General features: G+C 61.8%; 14 protein-coding genes, 2 pseudogenes and 1 other annotated feature. Of the genes and pseudogenes, 11 read left to right on the forward strand and 5 right to left on the reverse strand.

Annotated features, from left to right (window positions below; all coding sequences use genetic code 11):
- Positions 1–262 precede the first annotated feature (262 nt).
- The 7 genes and pseudogenes from R9J51_RS23280 to R9J51_RS23310 form a co-directional block, all read left to right on the forward strand.
- Positions 263–2569: pseudogene (locus R9J51_RS23280) on the forward strand (class I SAM-dependent DNA methyltransferase); the annotation flags it as partial.
- Positions 2570–2620: 51 nt separating this feature from the next.
- Positions 2621–3849, forward strand: a protein-coding gene (locus tag R9J51_RS23285; RefSeq protein ID WP_179506822.1) for an IS3 family transposase whose coding sequence is annotated in 2 segments (ribosomal slippage) — positions 2621–2909 and positions 2909–3849 — 1230 coding nt in all. Because the reading frame shifts where the segments join, the coding sequence is not laid out codon by codon here.
- Positions 2902–3018, forward strand: a sequence feature (AL1L pseudoknot). Its footprint overlaps the gene before it by 117 nt.
- A 33-nt stretch (positions 3850–3882) precedes the next feature.
- A pseudogene (locus R9J51_RS23290) lies at positions 3883–4344 on the forward strand (type IIL restriction-modification enzyme MmeI); the annotation flags it as partial.
- Between the two features lie 81 nt (positions 4345–4425).
- Complete coding sequence (locus R9J51_RS23295) at positions 4426–4686, forward strand: type II toxin-antitoxin system RelB/DinJ family antitoxin (protein ID WP_179506854.1); 261 nt, start codon at positions 4426–4428, stop codon at positions 4684–4686.
- Complete coding sequence (locus tag R9J51_RS23300) at positions 4670–4990, forward strand: type II toxin-antitoxin system YafQ family toxin (protein WP_179506823.1); 321 nt, start codon at positions 4670–4672, stop codon at positions 4988–4990. Before R9J51_RS23295 ends, R9J51_RS23300 begins: the two co-directional genes overlap by 17 nt.
- Positions 4987–7053 (forward strand): DEAD/DEAH box helicase, encoded by a 2067-nt coding sequence (locus R9J51_RS23305; protein WP_179506824.1) that lies wholly within the window; start codon positions 4987–4989, stop codon positions 7051–7053. The genes R9J51_RS23300 and R9J51_RS23305 overlap by 4 nt, the downstream gene beginning before the upstream one ends.
- Positions 7046–8239 (forward strand): GIY-YIG nuclease family protein, encoded by a 1194-nt coding sequence (locus R9J51_RS23310; protein WP_179506825.1) that lies wholly within the window; start codon positions 7046–7048, stop codon positions 8237–8239. The genes R9J51_RS23305 and R9J51_RS23310 overlap by 8 nt, the downstream gene beginning before the upstream one ends.
- Before the next feature lie 207 nt (positions 8240–8446).
- Here the strand turns inward: R9J51_RS23310 and R9J51_RS23315 are convergent, their stop codons facing one another.
- Positions 8447–9748 (reverse strand): PepSY-associated TM helix domain-containing protein, encoded by a 1302-nt coding sequence (locus R9J51_RS23315; RefSeq protein ID WP_179506826.1) that lies wholly within the window; start codon positions 9746–9748, stop codon positions 8447–8449.
- Between the two features lie 50 nt (positions 9749–9798).
- Positions 9799–11811 carry a TonB-dependent siderophore receptor gene (locus tag R9J51_RS23320; protein ID WP_179506827.1) on the reverse strand — a complete coding sequence of 671 codons (2013 nt, stop codon included), beginning with the start codon at positions 11809–11811 and terminating at the stop codon, positions 9799–9801.
- Between the two features lie 376 nt (positions 11812–12187).
- Between R9J51_RS23320 and R9J51_RS23325 the strand changes: the two genes are divergently transcribed.
- Together R9J51_RS23325 and R9J51_RS23330 are read left to right on the forward strand one after the other, a co-directional pair.
- On the forward strand, positions 12188–14296 hold the full coding sequence (locus R9J51_RS23325) for a TonB-dependent siderophore receptor (protein ID WP_179506828.1): 2109 nt from the start codon (positions 12188–12190) through the stop codon (positions 14294–14296).
- Between the two features lie 248 nt (positions 14297–14544).
- Positions 14545–14973, forward strand: coding sequence for a hypothetical protein (locus R9J51_RS23330; protein ID WP_179506829.1), 429 nt, complete (start codon positions 14545–14547; stop codon positions 14971–14973).
- A gap of 99 nt (positions 14974–15072) precedes the next feature.
- Here the strand turns inward: R9J51_RS23330 and R9J51_RS23335 are convergent, their stop codons facing one another.
- Positions 15073–15627: a hypothetical protein gene (locus R9J51_RS23335; protein ID WP_179506830.1), complete on the reverse strand. Its 555-nt coding sequence runs from the start codon at positions 15625–15627 to the stop codon at positions 15073–15075.
- Positions 15628–15750: 123 nt separating this feature from the next.
- Here R9J51_RS23335 and R9J51_RS23340 point away from each other — a divergent pair, with 123 nt between their 5' ends.
- Together R9J51_RS23340 and R9J51_RS23345 are read left to right on the forward strand one after the other, a co-directional pair.
- Positions 15751–16416 (forward strand): response regulator transcription factor, encoded by a 666-nt coding sequence (locus R9J51_RS23340; RefSeq protein WP_179506831.1) that lies wholly within the window; start codon positions 15751–15753, stop codon positions 16414–16416.
- The gene (locus R9J51_RS23345) at positions 16413–17765 is read left to right on the forward strand and encodes a sensor histidine kinase (RefSeq protein ID WP_179506832.1); all 1353 of its coding nucleotides are present in this window, start codon (positions 16413–16415) and stop codon (positions 17763–17765) included. Before R9J51_RS23340 ends, R9J51_RS23345 begins: the two co-directional genes overlap by 4 nt.
- Positions 17766–17767: 2 nt before the next feature.
- On the opposite strand, the gene R9J51_RS23350 is transcribed toward R9J51_RS23345, so the two are convergent.
- Positions 17768–18103, reverse strand: a complete 336-nt coding sequence (locus tag R9J51_RS23350; RefSeq protein ID WP_179506833.1) for a DMT family protein — start codon at positions 18101–18103, stop codon at positions 17768–17770.
- Positions 18104–18145: 42 nt separating this feature from the next.
- Positions 18146–18280: a hypothetical protein gene (locus tag R9J51_RS23355; protein WP_432788090.1), complete on the reverse strand. Its 135-nt coding sequence runs from the start codon at positions 18278–18280 to the stop codon at positions 18146–18148.
- Positions 18281–18352: the final 72 nt, after the last annotated feature.

The following is an 18352-nucleotide window of genomic DNA, read 5'->3' on the forward strand; positions in this document are numbered from 1 at the left end:
TCCAAATCTAGGCCGAGTATCCGCAAACTGTCGAGCCATTTCGCAGATTATCGGCGGCTTCGCGTGTCGTTACTTCGGCGGACTGTAGTGCAAGACCTTTGCCGATTGCCCAATTAGCCAGTCCTGACCGTGATCTGGCTCCCGTTCGCCCACGATATCGGCCGTTGATCGGAAAGAACTCCGGCCAAGGTTCCGCAATCGCAGCCCAGCTCACCTCAGCGCAATCTTGCGGTATTGCCAGCACCCGGCCTAGTGTCGGCGCATGAACGCTGTCGAGATCGAACAAGCCATATCCGAACTGGCGGCTCAGCCCTTTGACCGAGCGGGGTTTCCCTACGCTTTCCTTGAAGCCTTCGGGAACAAGACAACCACGATCAAGAAGCTGCGCCAGGGTGCGTCCAATGCTTCCGATTTGCCGGGTGGTGTTCTCCAGCGGAGCAACATCCATATCGCAACCTGCGATCCCGGATCGGTTGACGATACCCTGAAAGCGCTTCGCGACAGCCCGAAAACCGCGGCAGCCAAGGCCAAGTTTGTTCTGGCGACCGATGGCGAGCAGTTTCTGGCCGAGGATCTCGCCACCGGCGAGATCGTATCGTGCGCCTACGCGGACTTCCCGGATCACTTCGGTGTGTTCCTTCCGCTTGCCGGCATCACGACCGTCAAGCAGATCCGCGAGAGCACGTTCGATATCCGGGCCACGAGCCGGCTCAACAAGCTCTATGTCGAGCTGCTGAAGGACAATCCGGATTGGGCCACGGCCGAGCGCCGGCCGGACATGAACCACTTCATGGCCCGGTTGATCTTCTGCTTCTTCGCCGAGGATACCGACATCTTCCACGGCGAAGGCTTGTTCACGAAGACGGTCGAGACGATCAGCGCGCGTGATGCCTCTGATACGCACCACGTGATCAGCGAGGTGTTCCGGGCCATGGACACCAAGATTGCCGACCGCGCGGCGGCCAATATCCCGCGCTATGCCAGTGGCTTTCCGTATGTGAACGGGCAGCTCTTTTCCGGCAGCACGGAGACACCGCGCTTCAGCCGGATAGCGCGCTCGTATTTGGTGCACATCGGCAATCTGAACTGGAAGAAGATCAACCCGGATATCTTCGGCAGCATGATCCAGGCGGTGGCTGATGACGAAGAGCGCGGCGCACTCGGCATGCATTACACGAGCGTGCCGAACATTCTGAAAGTGCTGAACCCGCTGTTCCTCGACGATCTTCGTGAGAAACTGGGGGAGGCCGGCGACAATCCGCGCAAGCTGCTGAACCTGCGCAACCGGATGGCGAAGATCCGTGTGTTCGACCCGGCCTGCGGCTCAGGCAATTTCCTCGTGATCGCCTACAAGCAGATGCGCGAGATCGAGGCCGAGATCAACGTGCGGCGGGGCGAGCCGGACCGGCGCAGCGACATTCCCCTGACCAATTTTCGCGGCATCGAACTGCGCGATTTCCCGGCGGAGATTGCGCGTCTGGCACTGATCATCGCCGAGTACCAGTGCGACGTGACGTATCGCGGGCCACAGATGGCGCTTGCCGAGTTTTTGCCGCTCGACAGTCAGAACTGGATCACCTGCGGCAATGCCCTGCGGCTTGATTGGCTACGTATCTGCCCACCGACGGGGACGGGTGTTCGGGTACAAGCCGATGATCTATTTGGCACTCCACTTAATCAGGCGGAGATCGATTTTGAGAACGCGGGTGGGGAAACTTACATTTGCGGCAACCCGCCTTATTTAGGTTTTACATGGCAGTCCGACGAGCAAAAATCCGACCTTGCGGCAATCTTCGATCACCGTTCCAAAAGCTGGAAATCGCTAGATTATGTTGCAGGTTGGTTCATGCGAGCCGCCGATTATGGCACGGCTACCAACGCGGCGGCGGCATTCGTTGCGACGAACAGCGTTTGCCAAGGTCAGCAGGTTCCCATCCTTTGGCCGCTAATCTTCCAAACCGGGCATGAAATTTCGTTCGCACACTCCAGCTTCAAATGGGCCAATCTTGCCAGTCACAACGCGGGGGTAACTGTCGCGATTATCGGCATTTCCAACCATGCCAGCAAAGTGCGGAAACTGTTTTCGGCAACCGCAGTGGATGACACGGCAGTCAAAGAAGTCGAACACATCAATGCCTACCTTGTTCCTGCCCCCAACATCATCGTGAACTCAGTTTCGAAGCCCCGAGATGACCGGGGCCTCATGGAGTGGGGAAACAAACCTGCAGATGGCGGGAATCTGATACTCTCCTCAGATGAAATGCGAGCATTGCGCGACGCTGCCCCGCAGGCAATGGAGTTTATCAGACCCTATTTTGGAGCTGCCGAGTTCATTCGTGGGTTAGAGCGATTTTGCATTTGGGTTGAGGAGACCCATTCGGATCGCGCCTATTCCATTGGACCGCTTAGAAATCGTTTTGATCAGGTCCGAAAATTCCGCGCAGAGAGCAAAGCTGCTGAAACTCGTCCAGCGGCCGCTTACCCTCACAAGTTTCGGCAAATTCAATCAATCGCAAAGCAGCATTCTCTAATAATGCCGCAGGTGAGCTCTGAGAGCCGGGAATACTTGAACCGCCCCGGGATTGCCGGAGGCCCTAACTCCTGAGAGGAAGGGTCTACGATGAGCAAGACGACGAACAAGTTTGCACCGGAGGTTCGTGAACGGGCGGTCCGCATGGTTCTAGACCATGAGAGCGATCATCCGTCTCGCTGGGCGGCGATCACATCCATAGCTGCCAAGATTGGCTGCTCAGGTCACACGCTGCTCGAGTGGGTGAAGAAAGCGGAGGTCAACAGCGGCAAGCGTGCTGGTGTTCCCACCGAGCTGGCGGACCGTCTCAAGGCGCTGGAACGCGAGAACCGTGAGCTGCGGCAGGCCAACGAGATCCTGCGCAAGGCTTCTGCATATTTTGCCCAGGCGGAGCTCGACCGCCCGTTCAAGCGATGACCAGCTTCATTGATGAGCATCGCGGTGAGTATGGGGTCGAGCCGATCTGCCGGGTTCTGCCGATCGCCCCATCCACCTACCATGAGCGTGTCGCACAGCGCCGCGATCCCTCGCGGCTGTCGCCGCGTGTCCAGCGTGATGAGGCGATGAAGCCCGAGGTGCGGCGTGTGTTCGATGCCAACTTCAAGGTCTACGGCGTGCGCAAGGTGTGGCGGCAGATGCAACGCGAGGGCTTCGAGATTGCCCGCTGCACAGTGGAACGGCTGATGCGTGATCTGGGCCTACAGGGCGTGATCCGGGGCAAACCAGTGAAGACGACGATCAGCAACAAGGCGGCCCCATGTCCGCTCGATCAGGTCAACCGTCAGTTCCATGCACCGGCGCCGAACATGCTGTGGGTGTCGGACTTCACCTATGTCGCGACGTGGTCGGGGTTCGTCTACGTGGCGTTCGTGATCGACGTCTACGCCCGCTATATCGTGGGCTGGCGGGTGAGCAGGACAGCGCATGCCAGCTTCGTGCTCGATGCGCTTGAGCAGGCGATCCATGATCGGCGGCCAGTTCATCGGGGTGGCCTGATCCACCACAGCGACCGCGGCAGCCAGTATGTCTCGATCAAGTATACCGAGCGCCTTGCCGAGGCTGGGATCGAGCCATCGGTCGGGAGCGTTGGCGACAGCTATGACAACGCCTTGGCCGAGACCATCAACGGTCTCTACAAGGCCGAGGTGATCCACCGGCGAGGTCCGTGGCGATCCTTCGAAGCTGTTGAATACGCCACCCTCGAATGGGTGGACTGGTTTAACAACCGCCGTCTGCTCGCGCCCATCGGCAATATCCCGCCGGCGGAAGCGGAGGAACGCTATTACGCCATGCTGGACGACACCCCAATGGCCGCATAATTTAAGCCGAATGGCCTCCGGCAATCCCGGGGCGGTTCATACTTGCCAATCGGTATTTTGCCGAAAGGTGCAATTGTCAGCAATCTTGCATTCGCGCTTTATGATGCGCCGTTGTGGAACATGGCGCTCATCGCCTCCCGGCTGCACTTAGTCTGGATCGGAACAGTTTGTGGTAAAATGAAAACAGATTTCCGCTACTCAAATGTCCTTGGCTGGAACACGTTCCCCGTCCCTAAGCTGACCGAACAAAACAAGGCGGACCTGACCCGCTGCGCCGAGGACATTCTGCTGGCTCGCGAGGCGCATTTCCCGGCGACCATCGCCGATCTCTATGACCCCAATAGGATGCCCGAAAACCTGCGCCACGCGCATGAACGCAACGATGAGGTGCTCGAGCGCATCTACATTGGCCGGCGGTTCAAGAACGACACCGAACGGCTGGAAAAGCTGTTCGAACTCTACACCAGGATGACCGGTGCGAAGGCAGCAGCCTGAACCGCACGTCATTGACTTCTGGAGCAAACGGCGTATCTCTCAAATGAGATACAGGAATTCCACATGAACGCGCCAAGTTCCATGCTTCATGTCCGGCTGGACAATGAATTGAAGGCGAAAGCCACCGAGGCTCTGGCGGCCATGGGGCTGACCGCTTCTGATGCAGTGCGCCTGCTGTTTCACCGCATCGCGGTCGACCAGGCATTCCCGCTCGAACTCAAGGTGCCGAACGCCGAGACCCGTGCCGCGCTCGCTGAGGTGGAGCAGATGAAGGCGGAGCGACAAGCCCGCTTCGCCAATGCAGATGAGATGTTCGCGGCGCTCGATGGCAAAGCCGAGTAAGCGCGCCGTCACACCCCGGGCTGCCGACTACACCAAGGCCTTTCACAAGGATTGGGAACGCCTGTCGCGCTCCGGACGGTACGACATGAAGCAGCTCAAGGAAGCGATGCTTCTGCTGATCGCCAATGACGCACCGCTCGGACCCGAGTGGCGCGATCACGCGCTGAAAGGCGATTGGCAGGGGAGCCGTGAGTGCCACATCGGCGGTGATTTCCTGTTGATCTACGAGATCGACGATACCGCGGGGAAGAGTAGTACCATCTACTTTGTCCGTGCCGGCACCCACAGCGAGCTGTTCAAATGACTGCGACCGACAAGATCATCCCCGCTGTATCCTTTACCACCGCACGCACCGGCGTGTCGGCGAAGGTGGACGAACTGGGCATGCGGCCGATGCAGGCCCGGGCCTACGAAAAGCGCGGCGAGCAGTACCTGCTGATCAAGTCGCCGCCGGCTTCGGGCAAGAGCCGGGCGCTCATGTTCGTAGCGCTCGACAAGCTGACCAATCAGGGCGTCCGTCAGGCGATCATCTGCGTGCCGGAACGCTCGATCGGCGCAAGCTTCGGCAGTGAGCCGTTGAGCAGGTATGGCTTCTTTGCCGACTGGGTCGTCGCGCCGCAATGGAACCTGTGCAACACGCCCGGCGCCGACGACCCCAAGGTCGCCAAGTCCAAGGTGAAGGCGGTCGGCGAATTCCTATCCAGCGATGCCAAAGTTCTTGTCTGCACCCACGCGACCTTCCGCTTTGCCTTCGATGAGCTTGGTGCCGAAGCCTTCGACAATCGTCTGGTCGCCATCGATGAGTTCCACCACGTCTCAGCCGACGCCGGCAACCGGCTCGGCGCGCAGCTCGCGCAGGTGATCAGCCGCGACAAGGCGCATATCATGGCGATGACCGGCAGCTATTTCCGGGGTGACGCGATCCCCGTGCTGGCGCCGGAGGACGAGACCCGGTTCGAGACAGTGACCTACACCTACTACGAGCAGCTCAACGGGTACGAGCACCTTAAGGTGCTCGACATCGGCTACAGCTTTTACACTGGGCCCTACACCGAGAAGATTGCCGCGCTCCTCGACCCTACGGTGAAGACCATCGTCCACATCCCCTCGGTCAACTCGAAGGAGAGCCTCAAGGACAAGCACCGCGAGGCCGAGGACATCATGAACCACCTCGGTGATTGGCAAGGCGTCGATCCAGAGACCGGGTTTCATCTCATCCGCTCGGCGGCTGGCCGTGTCATCAAGGTGGCCGACCTGGTCGACGACGATGCTGCAAAGCGGGACCGAGTGGTTTCGGCATTGAAGTCCCCCAAGGCGCGCGATGACCGCGATTTCGTCGACGTGATCATTGCGCTCGGTATGGCGAAGGAAGGCTTCGACTGGATCTGGTGCGAACACGCGCTCACGGTCGGCTACCGCTCGAGCCTTACCGAGATCATCCAGATCATCGGCCGCGCCACCCGCGATGCTCCGGGCAAGACCCGGGCGCGCTTCACCAACCTGATTGCCGAACCAGCAGCGGACAACCCACTCGTGGTCGATGCGATCAATGACTACCTCAAGGCGATCGCGGCCAGCCTGCTGATGGAGCAGGTGTTGGCACCGCGGTTCGATTTCACGCCGAAGGATGCCGGACCCAAGGCAGGGTTCGATTATGGCGAGGACGGTTACAAGGAAGGCGCGCTCAACGTCGGCGTCAACGCCCAGGGACAGATGCACTTCGAGATCAAAGGCCTGAAGCTGCCAACAAGCATCGAGGCGACGCGGATCTGCCGCGAGGACCTCAACGAGGTGATCGCCAGCTTCGTGCAGGACAAGGCCACGCTGGAGCGCGGCATGTTCGATCCTGAAGTGGTGCCGGAGGAACTCACCCAGCTCAAGATGGGCAAGATCATCCGCGAGAAGTACCCCGAGCTCAGCGAAGAAGATCAGGAAGCGGTTCGCCAGCATGCAGTAGCGGCCATGACGCTTACCCAGCAGGCCAAGGCTGCGATCAGTGGTGCCAGCGTCGACAGTGATCTCAAGGCCAATACCGCGTTCATCGATGGCGTGCGCAAGTTTGCGCTGAGCGTGACCGACCTCGACATTGATCTCATTGATCGGGTCAACCCGTTCAGCGCCACGTACGCCGTGCTGGCCAAAGCGATGGACGAGAAGACGCTGCTGCAAGTCCAGGCGGTCATCAACGCCAAGAAGGACAAGCTGACTTACGAGGACGCCCGCGCGCTCGCCGAACGCGCGCTTGAGTTCAAGCGCGAGCGTGGCCGGCTGCCTTCGTTGACTTCCCAGGATGCCTGGGAACGCAAGATGGCGGAAGGCGTGGCCTACCTTCAGCGCCATGCCGCGAAGGCAGCCTCCGATGGCTGAACTAAGCGACCTTGAACTCCTAGCAGAGCTCGGTGTCGAGACGGCAGTTGAGCAAGCGCGGGCACTGACTCCGCTGCAGGAGCGGATCATCGCCGGGTTCGAGGATATCCAGCGGTTCGTGACCGAGCATGGCCGGTTGCCGCAGCACGGCGAGGATCGTGACATCTTCGAACGTCTTTACGCTGTGCGCCTCGATCGCTTGCGGTCGCAGCCAGAGGCGCGCGAGGTGCTAGCAGCGTTGGATACTGGCGGCATTCTCGACAGCGCGACGATCGTCGGCGCGCCACCGGTGAACCTTGATGACGCAGCGCTGCTCGCAGAACTTGGGATTCAGTCCGGAAGTCCAGACGACATAACGCAGCTTCGCCACGTCGCCCCGCGTGCCGAGAAGCGGGCGGCTGAGGAGATCGCCAATCGCGAAAGATGCGAGGATTTCGAAGGCTTCAGGGTTCTGTTTGATCGTGTCCAGGCAGACCTCAAGTCGGGCAATCGTCAGGCCAAGGTGTTCGACCAGACCGAGGTGACCCTTGCTGAGATTCAACCAGGCAATTTCTTTATCGTCGGTGGGCAACTCGCCTACGTTGCTGCGTCGACCGACGAGTTCGTGACCCAGTATGAGCGCAAGGATCGCCGTGTGCGGGTGATCTACGACAACGGCACCGAAGCAAGCGTTCTTTCACGCTCGTTCCAGAAGGCGCTCTACCGCGACGAAACCGCGCGCCGGATTACGGAGCAGAGTGCTGGTCCACTGTTCGGTGACACCACGGAACCTGACGATCTTGCCAGTGGCACAATCTATGTCCTGCGCAGCAAGTCATCGCACCCCTATGTCGAGGAGCATCGCGAGCTGATCCACAAAATCGGGGTGACCGGGCAATCTGTGGCAAGCAGGATTGCCAACGCCCGCAATGACCCGACCTTCTTGCTTGCCGACGTTGAGGTGGTCGCCGAGTACCGCCTCTACAATATCAACCGAACCAAGCTCGAGAACCTGATCCACCGTGCGCTTGCAGCGGCGCGCCTGGACCTGTCGGCCGGCGATCGCTTTGGCAAGACGGTGCAGCCTCGTGAATGGTTTCTGGCTCCGCTCAGCGCGATCAATGAGCTGGTCTCAAGGATTGGCGATGGGAGCGTTACAGAATACCGGTACGATCCGTCCAAAGCGCGGTTCACGCAGCAGGTGTAAGCATTTTCTAAGCTTAGGTGACTCAGGTGAGGGCCTTGGGGCAGGTATCGACCAGATCCGGCCATTCTTCTGCCGGTGTTTGGGTGTCCGCTCATGCCAAAACCAGCCGCAGACATAGTTTTGAATACGCCGACAGCTCCTGCGCCGACAACCATGATTTGATCGTGGTTCGACAGCATGTTGTGGTGTCGGACCGTATGGTGGAAATCACTCAGCTGGATTGACTGAAATCGGACGGCGAAGTGCGAGGCCCGCACCGCTTTGACTTGAACCGCGCCGGCGAACGCGCCGTCCGCTTCGCGCGGCCCGCTTGCGCCACCAGATCACAAGGCCGGTCACACTCAACGCCGCTACCACTAGCCCCATGGCCGAGATCAGGATGCGTCCCGGCAGTCCGAGGATCCGGCCTGAGTGCAGCGGAAACTGTGCCTGCACGAAAATGTCGGCGGCGGTGCCTTTCCAAGGCTGGCGGTCGCCGAGCAGCCGACCGTCCGCACCGTCATAGTACAGATAGGGCGGTCCCACGCCTGCCGCACCATGATCGCCGCCGGGTTCATGAAACGCCACGCCGTAGATGCCGTAGGCCTGCGCATAGAAGACGCTGCCCACCGGTGCGGCCCAGCCCCGCGCCCGGCCTTCGGCAGCCGCCTCTTGCAGGATCGGTGCAAAGCCGAGTTTCGGCACGATCGGCGAATGACGATCAGCAGGCGCGCGTGTGTCGAACGGTGTTGGCGTCACTGTCGATACCCGCGAGAGCACCGGGTAGAACACCTCGCTGTAAAGGTTCAGCGAAAACGCGGTGAACGCCAGCATGAACAGCAGGCCCCACAGCCATAGACCGAACGCGCGGTGAATGTCGAAGTTGATGCGAAACGCACTGCCCGAACGCTTGATCCGCCATGCCGACCGCCAACGCTGCATGAAGCTCTTGCCACCGGCCACAGGGGCTTTTGATCGCGACGGAAGCGTAAGATAGAAGCCCACGAAGCTGTCGATTGTCCACAGCACTGCAACAATACCCAGCAGCCACACGCCCCAGCGGTTGATCCCCCACATTTCGGGAATGTGCAGGCTGTAATGCAGCACATAGAGGAACGACACGAGGTTCTCGCGCGTGACCGGCCACACCGCGCCCCAGTCACGCCGGCCCAGCTCGGCTCCGGTCGCAGGATCGAGGAACACCTGATTATAGCCGGGCTCGAACTGCCGGCCGGTTGCGGAATCGCGTTTTGCGTCCACCCCGAAAGTCAGCGTCGCCCCCGGCTCGGGCGCAAGCGCGAACGAGGTCACCCGCACGCGCGGATCGGCTGCCTCCACCCGCGCCGCAAGTTCGACGGACGACAGCGCAAGGCCAGAACTGCGCGCTTCCATCAATTGCGGATTGAGCAGATCGTCGAGCTCATGATCCCATGAAATGATCGCCCCGGTCACCCCCGAAACAATCAGAAACCCCGCAATCACGAGGCCCACCCAGCGGTGGAGGAGACCGAACAAGGGGCGAAGGGTCATCGGCGATCCTTACTCTCTTGGTTTGGCAGTGCGGGCAATTGCGCGGTGCATCACAGCCCTGTGGAAATCGTCAGCTTGAACTGGCGCGGCACACCCAGCGAAAGGACGCCGAAATACTCGCCGCCCCAGTAGCGTTCGCCCAGCACATTCTCGACATTGGCATTGATCGACAGTTTGTGCGCCGCCACTTCGCCGACCCAGCGGATGCCCGCGTCAACCGTGGTAAAGCCGCCGATCCGCCGGTTGTTCGGCACTTCGATCTCGCGGCCGCTGGCATGAAACAGGCCGGCATTGATGAACAGCCCCTTGGCCGCTTCGTGCTCAACGAACAGTGTCGACTGGAACTTTGCAACGCCATCGGGGGTGCTGCCATTGAGGGCAAAGCCCGCCGCCTCCCGAATCCTAGCATCGAGCCAGGTGACCCCGGCGATCACGTTCCAGCCCGGCGCGACCTTGCCCGAAAGCGTGGCCTCCACCCCGGTATGCACCTGCTTGCCATCGTCGATGAAACCCGGGGTCACACCATCCGCACGGGTCGCTGCACCCTGATAGTCGCGGCGCAAATGGAAGACCGCTGCAGTTGCTGTGAACCCGGCAGCCTGCGCCTTCACTCCCAGTTCGAATTGATCGCTGCCCACCGGCCCAAGCGGCGTCGGCGCGGGGTTTGCCGCGCTGACGGGTGGCGTGGCGCCTTGCTCCAGGCTCTGCGCATAGCTGGCGTAGACCGACGCATGGCTGCCGATGCGCCGCGACAGGCCAATCGTCGGAGTGAACCGGTTCACGTCGTAAGTGCTCGTCGTTGCGCCTGCCGGATCGAAGTTCGCCTGTGAAAAATCGACGTAGCGCACAGCCAGCAGCGCGGTCCAGGGGCCAAGCTCGATCCGGTCGGCCAAGGTTCCTGCCTTCTGCAGCGTGCGGCTGGTGCGATACTTGGGATCGCTGGGCAAGCCGAAGTTGGCCGGGCGCGGAATATCGATGGGATTGTCGAGAGTCCCGCTGTCGATCGGCAGAAACCCGAAGCCCGTGCCCGTGGCGTTGGGATCGAATTGCCGGTCTACCGAGAGCGTCAGGTGATGCTCGGCTGCGCCGATCCTGACGAGGCCGTTGATCTTCGCCTGCTGCTGAAAACTGTTCTGGCCGTCGTTGAACGCGAATTCGGCATTGTCGATCTTGCCGTTCGGCCCCAGCGACAGCCCGCCGCTGCTGAAGTAACTGCGGGTCTGGATGAAGCCGCGCGCGCGCAGCGATGCCGTCCAGTCGTGCGCAAAGGTCCAGTCGCCGCGCAGGCCATAGCTCTGCACGATCACGCGCAGCCGCTCCCATTTCTGGTTGTAGCGGCGGCGCGGATCGGGCGCTTCGGGCAATGCCACGCCTGGTTGGGGCGTGAACGTCGCGCCGCCGCCACTCAGCGGCGCATTGCGCTGCCAGGTGTAGTCGGCGCGCAGCAACAGGTTCTCGGTCGGCCGCCAGTCGGCCGCGCCGCTCACGCCGATCCGGCGTTGCGCGTCGTCCTGCAGGTACGTCTCGCCGCCTTCATACAGCGCATTGACGCGGACCCCGAGCGTATCGGTGATCGGCTGGTTGACGTCGACCCGGCCGAGCAGGTTGGTGTCCGACCGGTAGCTGGCCGTGGCGGTCACAAAGGCCCGGCCTTCCGGCCGCTTCAGCGCATAATCGACAACCCCGCCCGGTGCGGCAAAGCCATAAAGGAAGCTCGACGCGCCCTTGATGATGTCAATGCGATCAACGAACTCAAGCGGAAACTGCGCGGAATACTGGCTGCGCGCGCCATCGAGCCGCACTTCGGCGGTGAACCCGCGGATCGCGATGACTGGCGCGCCGAAGCCATTGAACAGGAACTGCGCGGACGCATCGGTTTTTTGCAGTTCGATCAAGGTCCGCGTCTGGCGCAGTTCGATCGTATCGGCGGTCACGCTGTTGATCGAGTAAGGCGTGGAGAGAATATCGAGCAGGCCGAGCGGCCCGACTTCGGCCACCTTGGCCTGCAAATCACCGACTACGACGATATCGGACTGGCTCGCAGACTGCAGGTCGTCCGCCATGGGAGCCTGCTGCGCCATGGCTGGCGATTGGGCCCAGACAATTGCGGCCAACGCGACCCCTGATTTCAAACTCCGCTTCATCTCAGCCCCTAATGAGAACGATTCGCATCATTGGCATGCAGTTGGCATCAGTTGCGCTGCTGGTCAATGCTATTGCGACTTGTTCTCAAATTTGGACTCCCGTCGGTGTTCAACAAGGCAGTCCGTGAATGCTGTCGCATGGCCTTATCCAAGGGGGGAGCGCCAACCTTTCGTGGAGGCGCACGCTTTCACGCGCCTTCTGTAGGCCTCGACATTTTGCTAATGATAATGACTTGCATTAACGTAGGGGCGGCATTAGGGGGCGATCGTCCCCATCCGAGGAGCCTCCCTTTCCATGTCCCTGATCCTTGCACTGGCTGCGGCCGCATCCTCCTCCGCCGAAGACACTGCCGCTGAGCAGCAGCGCGGCGATATCATCGTGATCGCGCAGCGCACCGAAGGGAGCGACGAATATGCGACCAAGGCACAGACCACGGCCACGCGCATCCCGCTCAGCCAGCGCGAAACACCCCAATCGGTGAGCGTGGTGACGCGCGCGCAGATCGAGGATTTCCAGCTCAACGATGCCAATGCGTTGCTGGCCACAGTGCCGGGCATCAATGTGCAGGCGCAGGAAACCGACCGTTTCTACTATTCCGCACGCGGCTTCGACATCCAGACATTCCAGATCGACGGCATCGGCCTGCCGTTTGCTTTCGAAATCCAGACCGGCTCCATCGACACCGCGATCTACGATCATATCGAAGTGGTGCGCGGCGCGCCCGGCCTGTTGTCGTCCACCGGCAATCCCTCGGCCGTCATCAACTTCGTGCGCAAACGTCCGGCCAAGACATTCCAGGCATTGGCATCGGCGCAATACGGCTCATTCGACAGTCGCCGGGTTGATGGCGATATCAGCGTCCCGCTGACCCCCGGCGGCAGCGTACGGGCGCGCGCGGTGGGTGCCTATCTCGATACCGACAGCTATCTTGACCGCTATCATCTGCGCCGGTGGACCGGATATGGCATTGTCGAGGCGGATATCGGCAGCCAGACCACCGTGAGCGCGGGCTACGGGCATCAGGATCACCAGACGCGCGGCGCGATGTGGGGGGCCTTGCCGCTCTACTACACCGACGGCACCCGGATCGATCATGACAGGTCGACCAACACCGGTCCGGATTGGGCCGGTTGGAACGTGATCGACCGGCAGATTTTTGGCGATATCACCCACCAGTTCGGCGGCGGCTGGACCTTCAAGATCAGCGCGGTCCGCCGCGCGGTGAGCGAGAACGACACGCTGTTCTACGTCTACGGCAATCCGGATCGGACAACCGGGAACGGCATCTTCAGCTATCCCGGCGCGTTCAAGGCAGAAGGGCGCAACCTGACGCTCGACGCCTATGTTTCGGGCAAAGTCAGCCTGTTTGGCCGCGCGCACGATGTGATGCTGGGAGTCAATCGCAGCGCCCAGCAATACCGCCAGGCATCAAGCTATGACTTCGCCACTATCGGCATCGGCTTGCCACTGGCCACGGCCTTCGGCGGCACCTTCCCGCTGCCCAACTTTCCGGTCCCCTACAATCCCAGCCTCGACACCCATACCCGCCGCGAAACCGCCTATGGCCTCGTCCGGCTGAACTTGGCCGATCCGCTCAAGATCATGCTCGGTGCCAACTACACCCGCGCCTTCAGCGAGGGCGCTTCCTATGGCACGCCAACCAACTACGATCGCAAAAGATTCCTGCCGTTTGTTGGTGCAACCCTCGATCTGAACGCCCATGTCAGCGCTTATGCGAGCTACGCCACGATCTTCAATCCGCAGACCCAGTTCGATGCCAGCAACCGGCTGCTGGATCCCATCGAGGGTGACAACATCGAGGCGGGCTTCAAGGGAGAATGGCTGAGCGGGCGGCTCAATGCGAGCGCGGCGATCTTCCAGGCGCGGCAGAAGAATACCGCCGAGGCTGCCGGCTTTGACCCGGTCCTCGGCCGCACGATCTATCGCGGTGTCGATGCCACGTCGCAGGGCATCGAGCTGGAATTCGGCGGCCAGCTTGCGCCCGGATTGCAGGCGACCGGCGGGTATACGGTGATGCGGGTGCGCGGCGAGAATGGTCAGCCGGTGCGCACCTTCGTGCCGCGCAATACCGCGCGGCTGAACATCACTTATGCGCCGCCATCTTTGCCTGCGCTCAAGCTCGGCGCGTCGTTCCAGTACCAGAGCCAGTTCTATCTCGAACCCGGGGCGGTATCGACCACGACGGGTCTGCCGATCCGGATCACGCAGAACGGCTACGCGGTGCTCGATCTGCTGGCCCGCTATGCCCTCACCGACCACGTAGCAGTAAGCGCCAATGTCAGGAATGTGACCAACGCCAAATACCTCGGCGCACTCAATTATGATCAGGGCTTCTACAGCTCGCCGCGATCAGTGCTCGGAACGTTGACCGTGCGCTATTGAGGGCAGGAGACTGTCATTCTGCCTCCATTCTCACTTGGAGATAAAGACGTCGGTGCATTGCCGCTTACAGGGTTTGCGATGACGCTATCGCGCTGTTCGGCCGAGCCTGACCGAAGGGCGGTCTGCAACTTTCACCAATTTCCATCTGTCATGTGCCTCTGCCCGCAACCGACCACATCCGGACGCTCCGATCAGCACCACGAAAGTCTTCTTCTGACATAACTTGCCGTAGTCCGGGTAACGATCCGATGCCGGCGCGAAGAAATTTCGGCGACGACCTGAAAGGCACGCCGGCGTGGCCCGAACCGCTGGAGAAGCGCCGCACCATCGTCCTCGCCGAGGCGGGCAGCGGCAAGTCCAGCGAGTTGGACTATCAACGTTTCGACCTGCGCCAGGCAGACAAGCTTGAGTTCAAGGCGACTGTGCGCGACGTCGCGGACGCCGGTCTCGAGGCGTCGCTCGTTCCGACCGACCGCGCTCGATTTGCGCAATGGCGAGCAGACCCGGACACGCCTTGTTGGCTGTCCGTGGACTCTGTCGACGAAGCCAAGGACCAAGGACATCATTTCGGCGCCGCCTGTCGGAAGCTGGCCGATGCAATCGCCGGGCTGAAGGAGCGCGTTCATCTCTCTCGAGCCGCTATACCGATTGGGATAAGACGGCGTGGCGCGCAATGAACCGCTGCCATAGCGCTGCCGACCCGCTGAGCCGTTGAGTGTCTCCTTCAGTGCCCGGTACCGATGCCGCGCCAAGTTTGGCGCGACACCGGTTCGCCTCTACTGCGCCGAAGTGGATGCTGCCGCAGATGGAGCGGTAGCGGGCGTTGGTGCATCACTTGTAGGCGGCGGGGGCCCATCCGCGCGCGGACCGTGATCCTTGCCCGGCCCGCGTTCATCGTGCGGGCCGCTGGGACCATGTGGCGGACCCATCGGACTCAGGCTGACAACCTTGCCATCAGGCCCGATCAGAAAGCTCGCATGGACAAAGCCATGCTCGAACCTGCCTTGCACCGTAACCGGCTGACCTGCGGTCACTAGCGTCTTGTCCTCGCCGCCGCGACCGGTATCGACGAGTGCGCGGCCAGTGCCATCGGCAAGGATGAACTTGTTGCCGTACATCTCGGCGGCTTGCCCCTTGATCGTGATGATGCTGTCGCTGTTGGTCAGGCTGCGGACGGCCACAGGCGTCAGCGGCGCCATTTCGACTGACGGACGGGTGGCAGCAACCGCAATAGCACCAGCCGCGCTTCCGACCGCGACGAGTGCGGTCGCTGCGAGAATAAGCCGTGCGCGCTTCGAAATCCGGCTTTGTCTGGCTTCATCGGTATTCATGTGTGTGCTCCTTCGTTTGCTGGAAGCCTTGCTCTAGGCTTCGTGCACCGATGCAGGCTGAACCACGCCGTTCAGTTTCGGTTTAGCCCCGAGGGCTAGGTGGCCGATGGAAGGGAACACTGTGTGCGCGTGCTTCTGGTTGAAGACGATGTGATGCTCTCCGACGAGATTGCCCGTGCGCTACGCGCCGAGCATTTCGCCGTCGATGTGGCTGGCAATGGTGAGGACGGCGGGCATCTGGGCGCGACCGAGCTTTATGACGTGGTCGTGCTCGATCTCGGCCTGCCCAAACGCGATGGTGCATCGGTGCTGCGCGACTGGCGCGCGGAAGGGCGCACCATGCCCGTGCTGATCCTGACCGCGCGCGATGGCTGGTCCGAAAAGGTCGAGGGGTTCAAGGCGGGGGCCGACGACTATCTGACCAAACCCTTCCGGATTGAGGAGCTGGTCATGCGGCTGCGCGCGCTGGTGCGGCGCGCCGCAGGACATGCGGCATCGCGCATCGCTTGCGGGCCGCTGACGTTCGATTCGCAGACAGGAGTATTCGAACTGGACGGCCTGCCGCTGAAGCTGACAGCTTTCGAGTGGCGCGTGCTCTCGTGCCTCGCGCTTCGCCCCGGCACCGTTGTCGCGCGCGCCGAATTGCTGGAGCGGGTTTATGAAGGCGATGCCGACGTCGATTCCAATTCGCTCGAAGTCATCATCGGGCGCTTGCGGCGCAAGATCGGTGCAGCGATGATCGAGACCGTTCGCGGGCGCGGCTACGAACTGACCGGCAGGCGCTTGTGAAGCTGGTACCTCGCTCCCTTTACGGACGGCTGCTCGGCAGCGCCGTGCTGTTCATTACCATTGCGCTTGTGATCGCGGGGCTGTTGATCGGCCGTGTGCTTGAACGCTTCGTGATGCACGGGCTCGACGACCGCCTCGATGCGCAGATCGCGCTTCTGGCGCGGGCCGTCCGCCCTGACGGGACCGTCGATGCCGCGCGGGCTATCGATGTGCCGCCCTTCGACCAGCCGGGTTCCGGCTGGGCATGGCAGGTGCGCGCGCCGCATCAGACCTTGCGCTCGGCATCGCTGGGCGGCAATGCCATGCCTGCGCCGCTGCTGCAGCCAGTCCAACATCGCGGCGTAGATCATGGGCCGATACACCCTGCCGATGGCATGGCCGCATCGGGTGAGCCACTGCATTTCCGCATCGCCGAACGCGGCACCATCGCAGGGCCGGTCACGATCACCGCATCGGGTCCGCGCGAGGTTGCAGAACGTCCGCTCCGACAGGCGATAGCGCCGCTGCTCGCGTCGTTGCTGATCCTGGGTATGGTCCTGATTGCATCCATCGTCCTGCAACTGCGCTTCGGGCTGCGGCCATTGCGGGGTCTGGAGGCATCGCTCGCGGCCGTGCGATGCGGCGTCTTGCGCCATGTGCCGGCGGATCAGCCGCTGGAGCTGCGACCACTCGTGACCGAACTCAACGCCCTGATCGATCAGAACGAAGCCGGGCTCGACAATGCGCGGCGGCATGTCGCCAATCTGGCGCATGGCCTGAAGACACCGCTGGCGGCGCTGCGCGTCCGGCTCGATCAGGAGGATGCCGACCCCAAGAGCGCCTCTCGGGTTCTGGTAGACCGCATGGATGCCAGCATCCGCCATCATCTCGGCCGCGCGCGCGCTGCCGCGCCCGGCAAGCCAATGCGGCAAGCGACGCCGCTGGGCGTGCATGTGACGGACCTTGTCGAAACCCTTGCCCGCATTCACGGTGATCGGACCGTGACGGCTAAAATGACCATTGGCCCTGCGATGTCAGTGGCGTGCGATCCGCAGGATCTCGACGAGATGCTGGGCAACCTGCTCGACAACGCCTGGCGCTGGGCAGCGCAGACTGTCTGGATCGACGCACGCGCCGCGGGTTCGGCCATCGAGATCGTGATCGCCGACGATGGGCCGGGCCTGACCGAAGCGGCGCAGGCAGAGGCGCTTGTGGCGGGCCGCAGGCTGGATGAGCGCGGTGATGGCCACGGTTTCGGGCTATCAATTACCCGCGAACTTGCCGAACTTTATGGCGGATCGCTGTCCCTCGGCACCGCTGATGCAGGCGGGCTCGCCGCCAAGCTCTGCCTGCCGCGCGCTGCAGACTGACGTTACTTCCCGATGAACAGGAAGCCGACCGCTGCCATGATGCAGGCAAATGCGGCAAAATGCCGCCAGTGCAGCGGCTCCCCAAGAAACATGACCATGAAACCGCCGAACACGATCAGGGCAATCGCCTCCTGCACGATCTTGAGCTGGCCTGCGGACCAGCCTGACGCGTAGCCGATGCGGTTGGCAGGAACGGCCAGCGAATATTCGACCAGCGCGATGCTCCAACTGATCCCGATGACAAGCAGGATCGGTTTGTCCATTCCCCCTTTCAGATGCCAGTACCAGGCTATCGTCATGAAAACATTCGACGCGATGAGGAGGAAAACCGTCTGCATGGATATGGCTCTCAAAGGAACACGGCACGGGCCGTAGCGCGGTTATCCCCTCATCGCCAGCGCCCCATACTGCGCTTTCAGGGGCGCGAACATCTGGCTCATCATTTCGCCAAACGGCTGCTCGGCGGCGCCGGGATTGCCGGGCGTTGCAATTCCATCTGCTGCCTGTGCGGCCATGACCCTTTCGGCAACACGATGCGGCGCGAGCAGTGCGGCTGAACCCATTCCGGCCAGGCGCAGCAGGTCCCG

Source organism: Novosphingobium rhizosphaerae (assembly GCF_050920675.1).
GTDB lineage: Bacteria > Pseudomonadota > Alphaproteobacteria > Sphingomonadales > Sphingomonadaceae > Novosphingobium > Novosphingobium rhizosphaerae.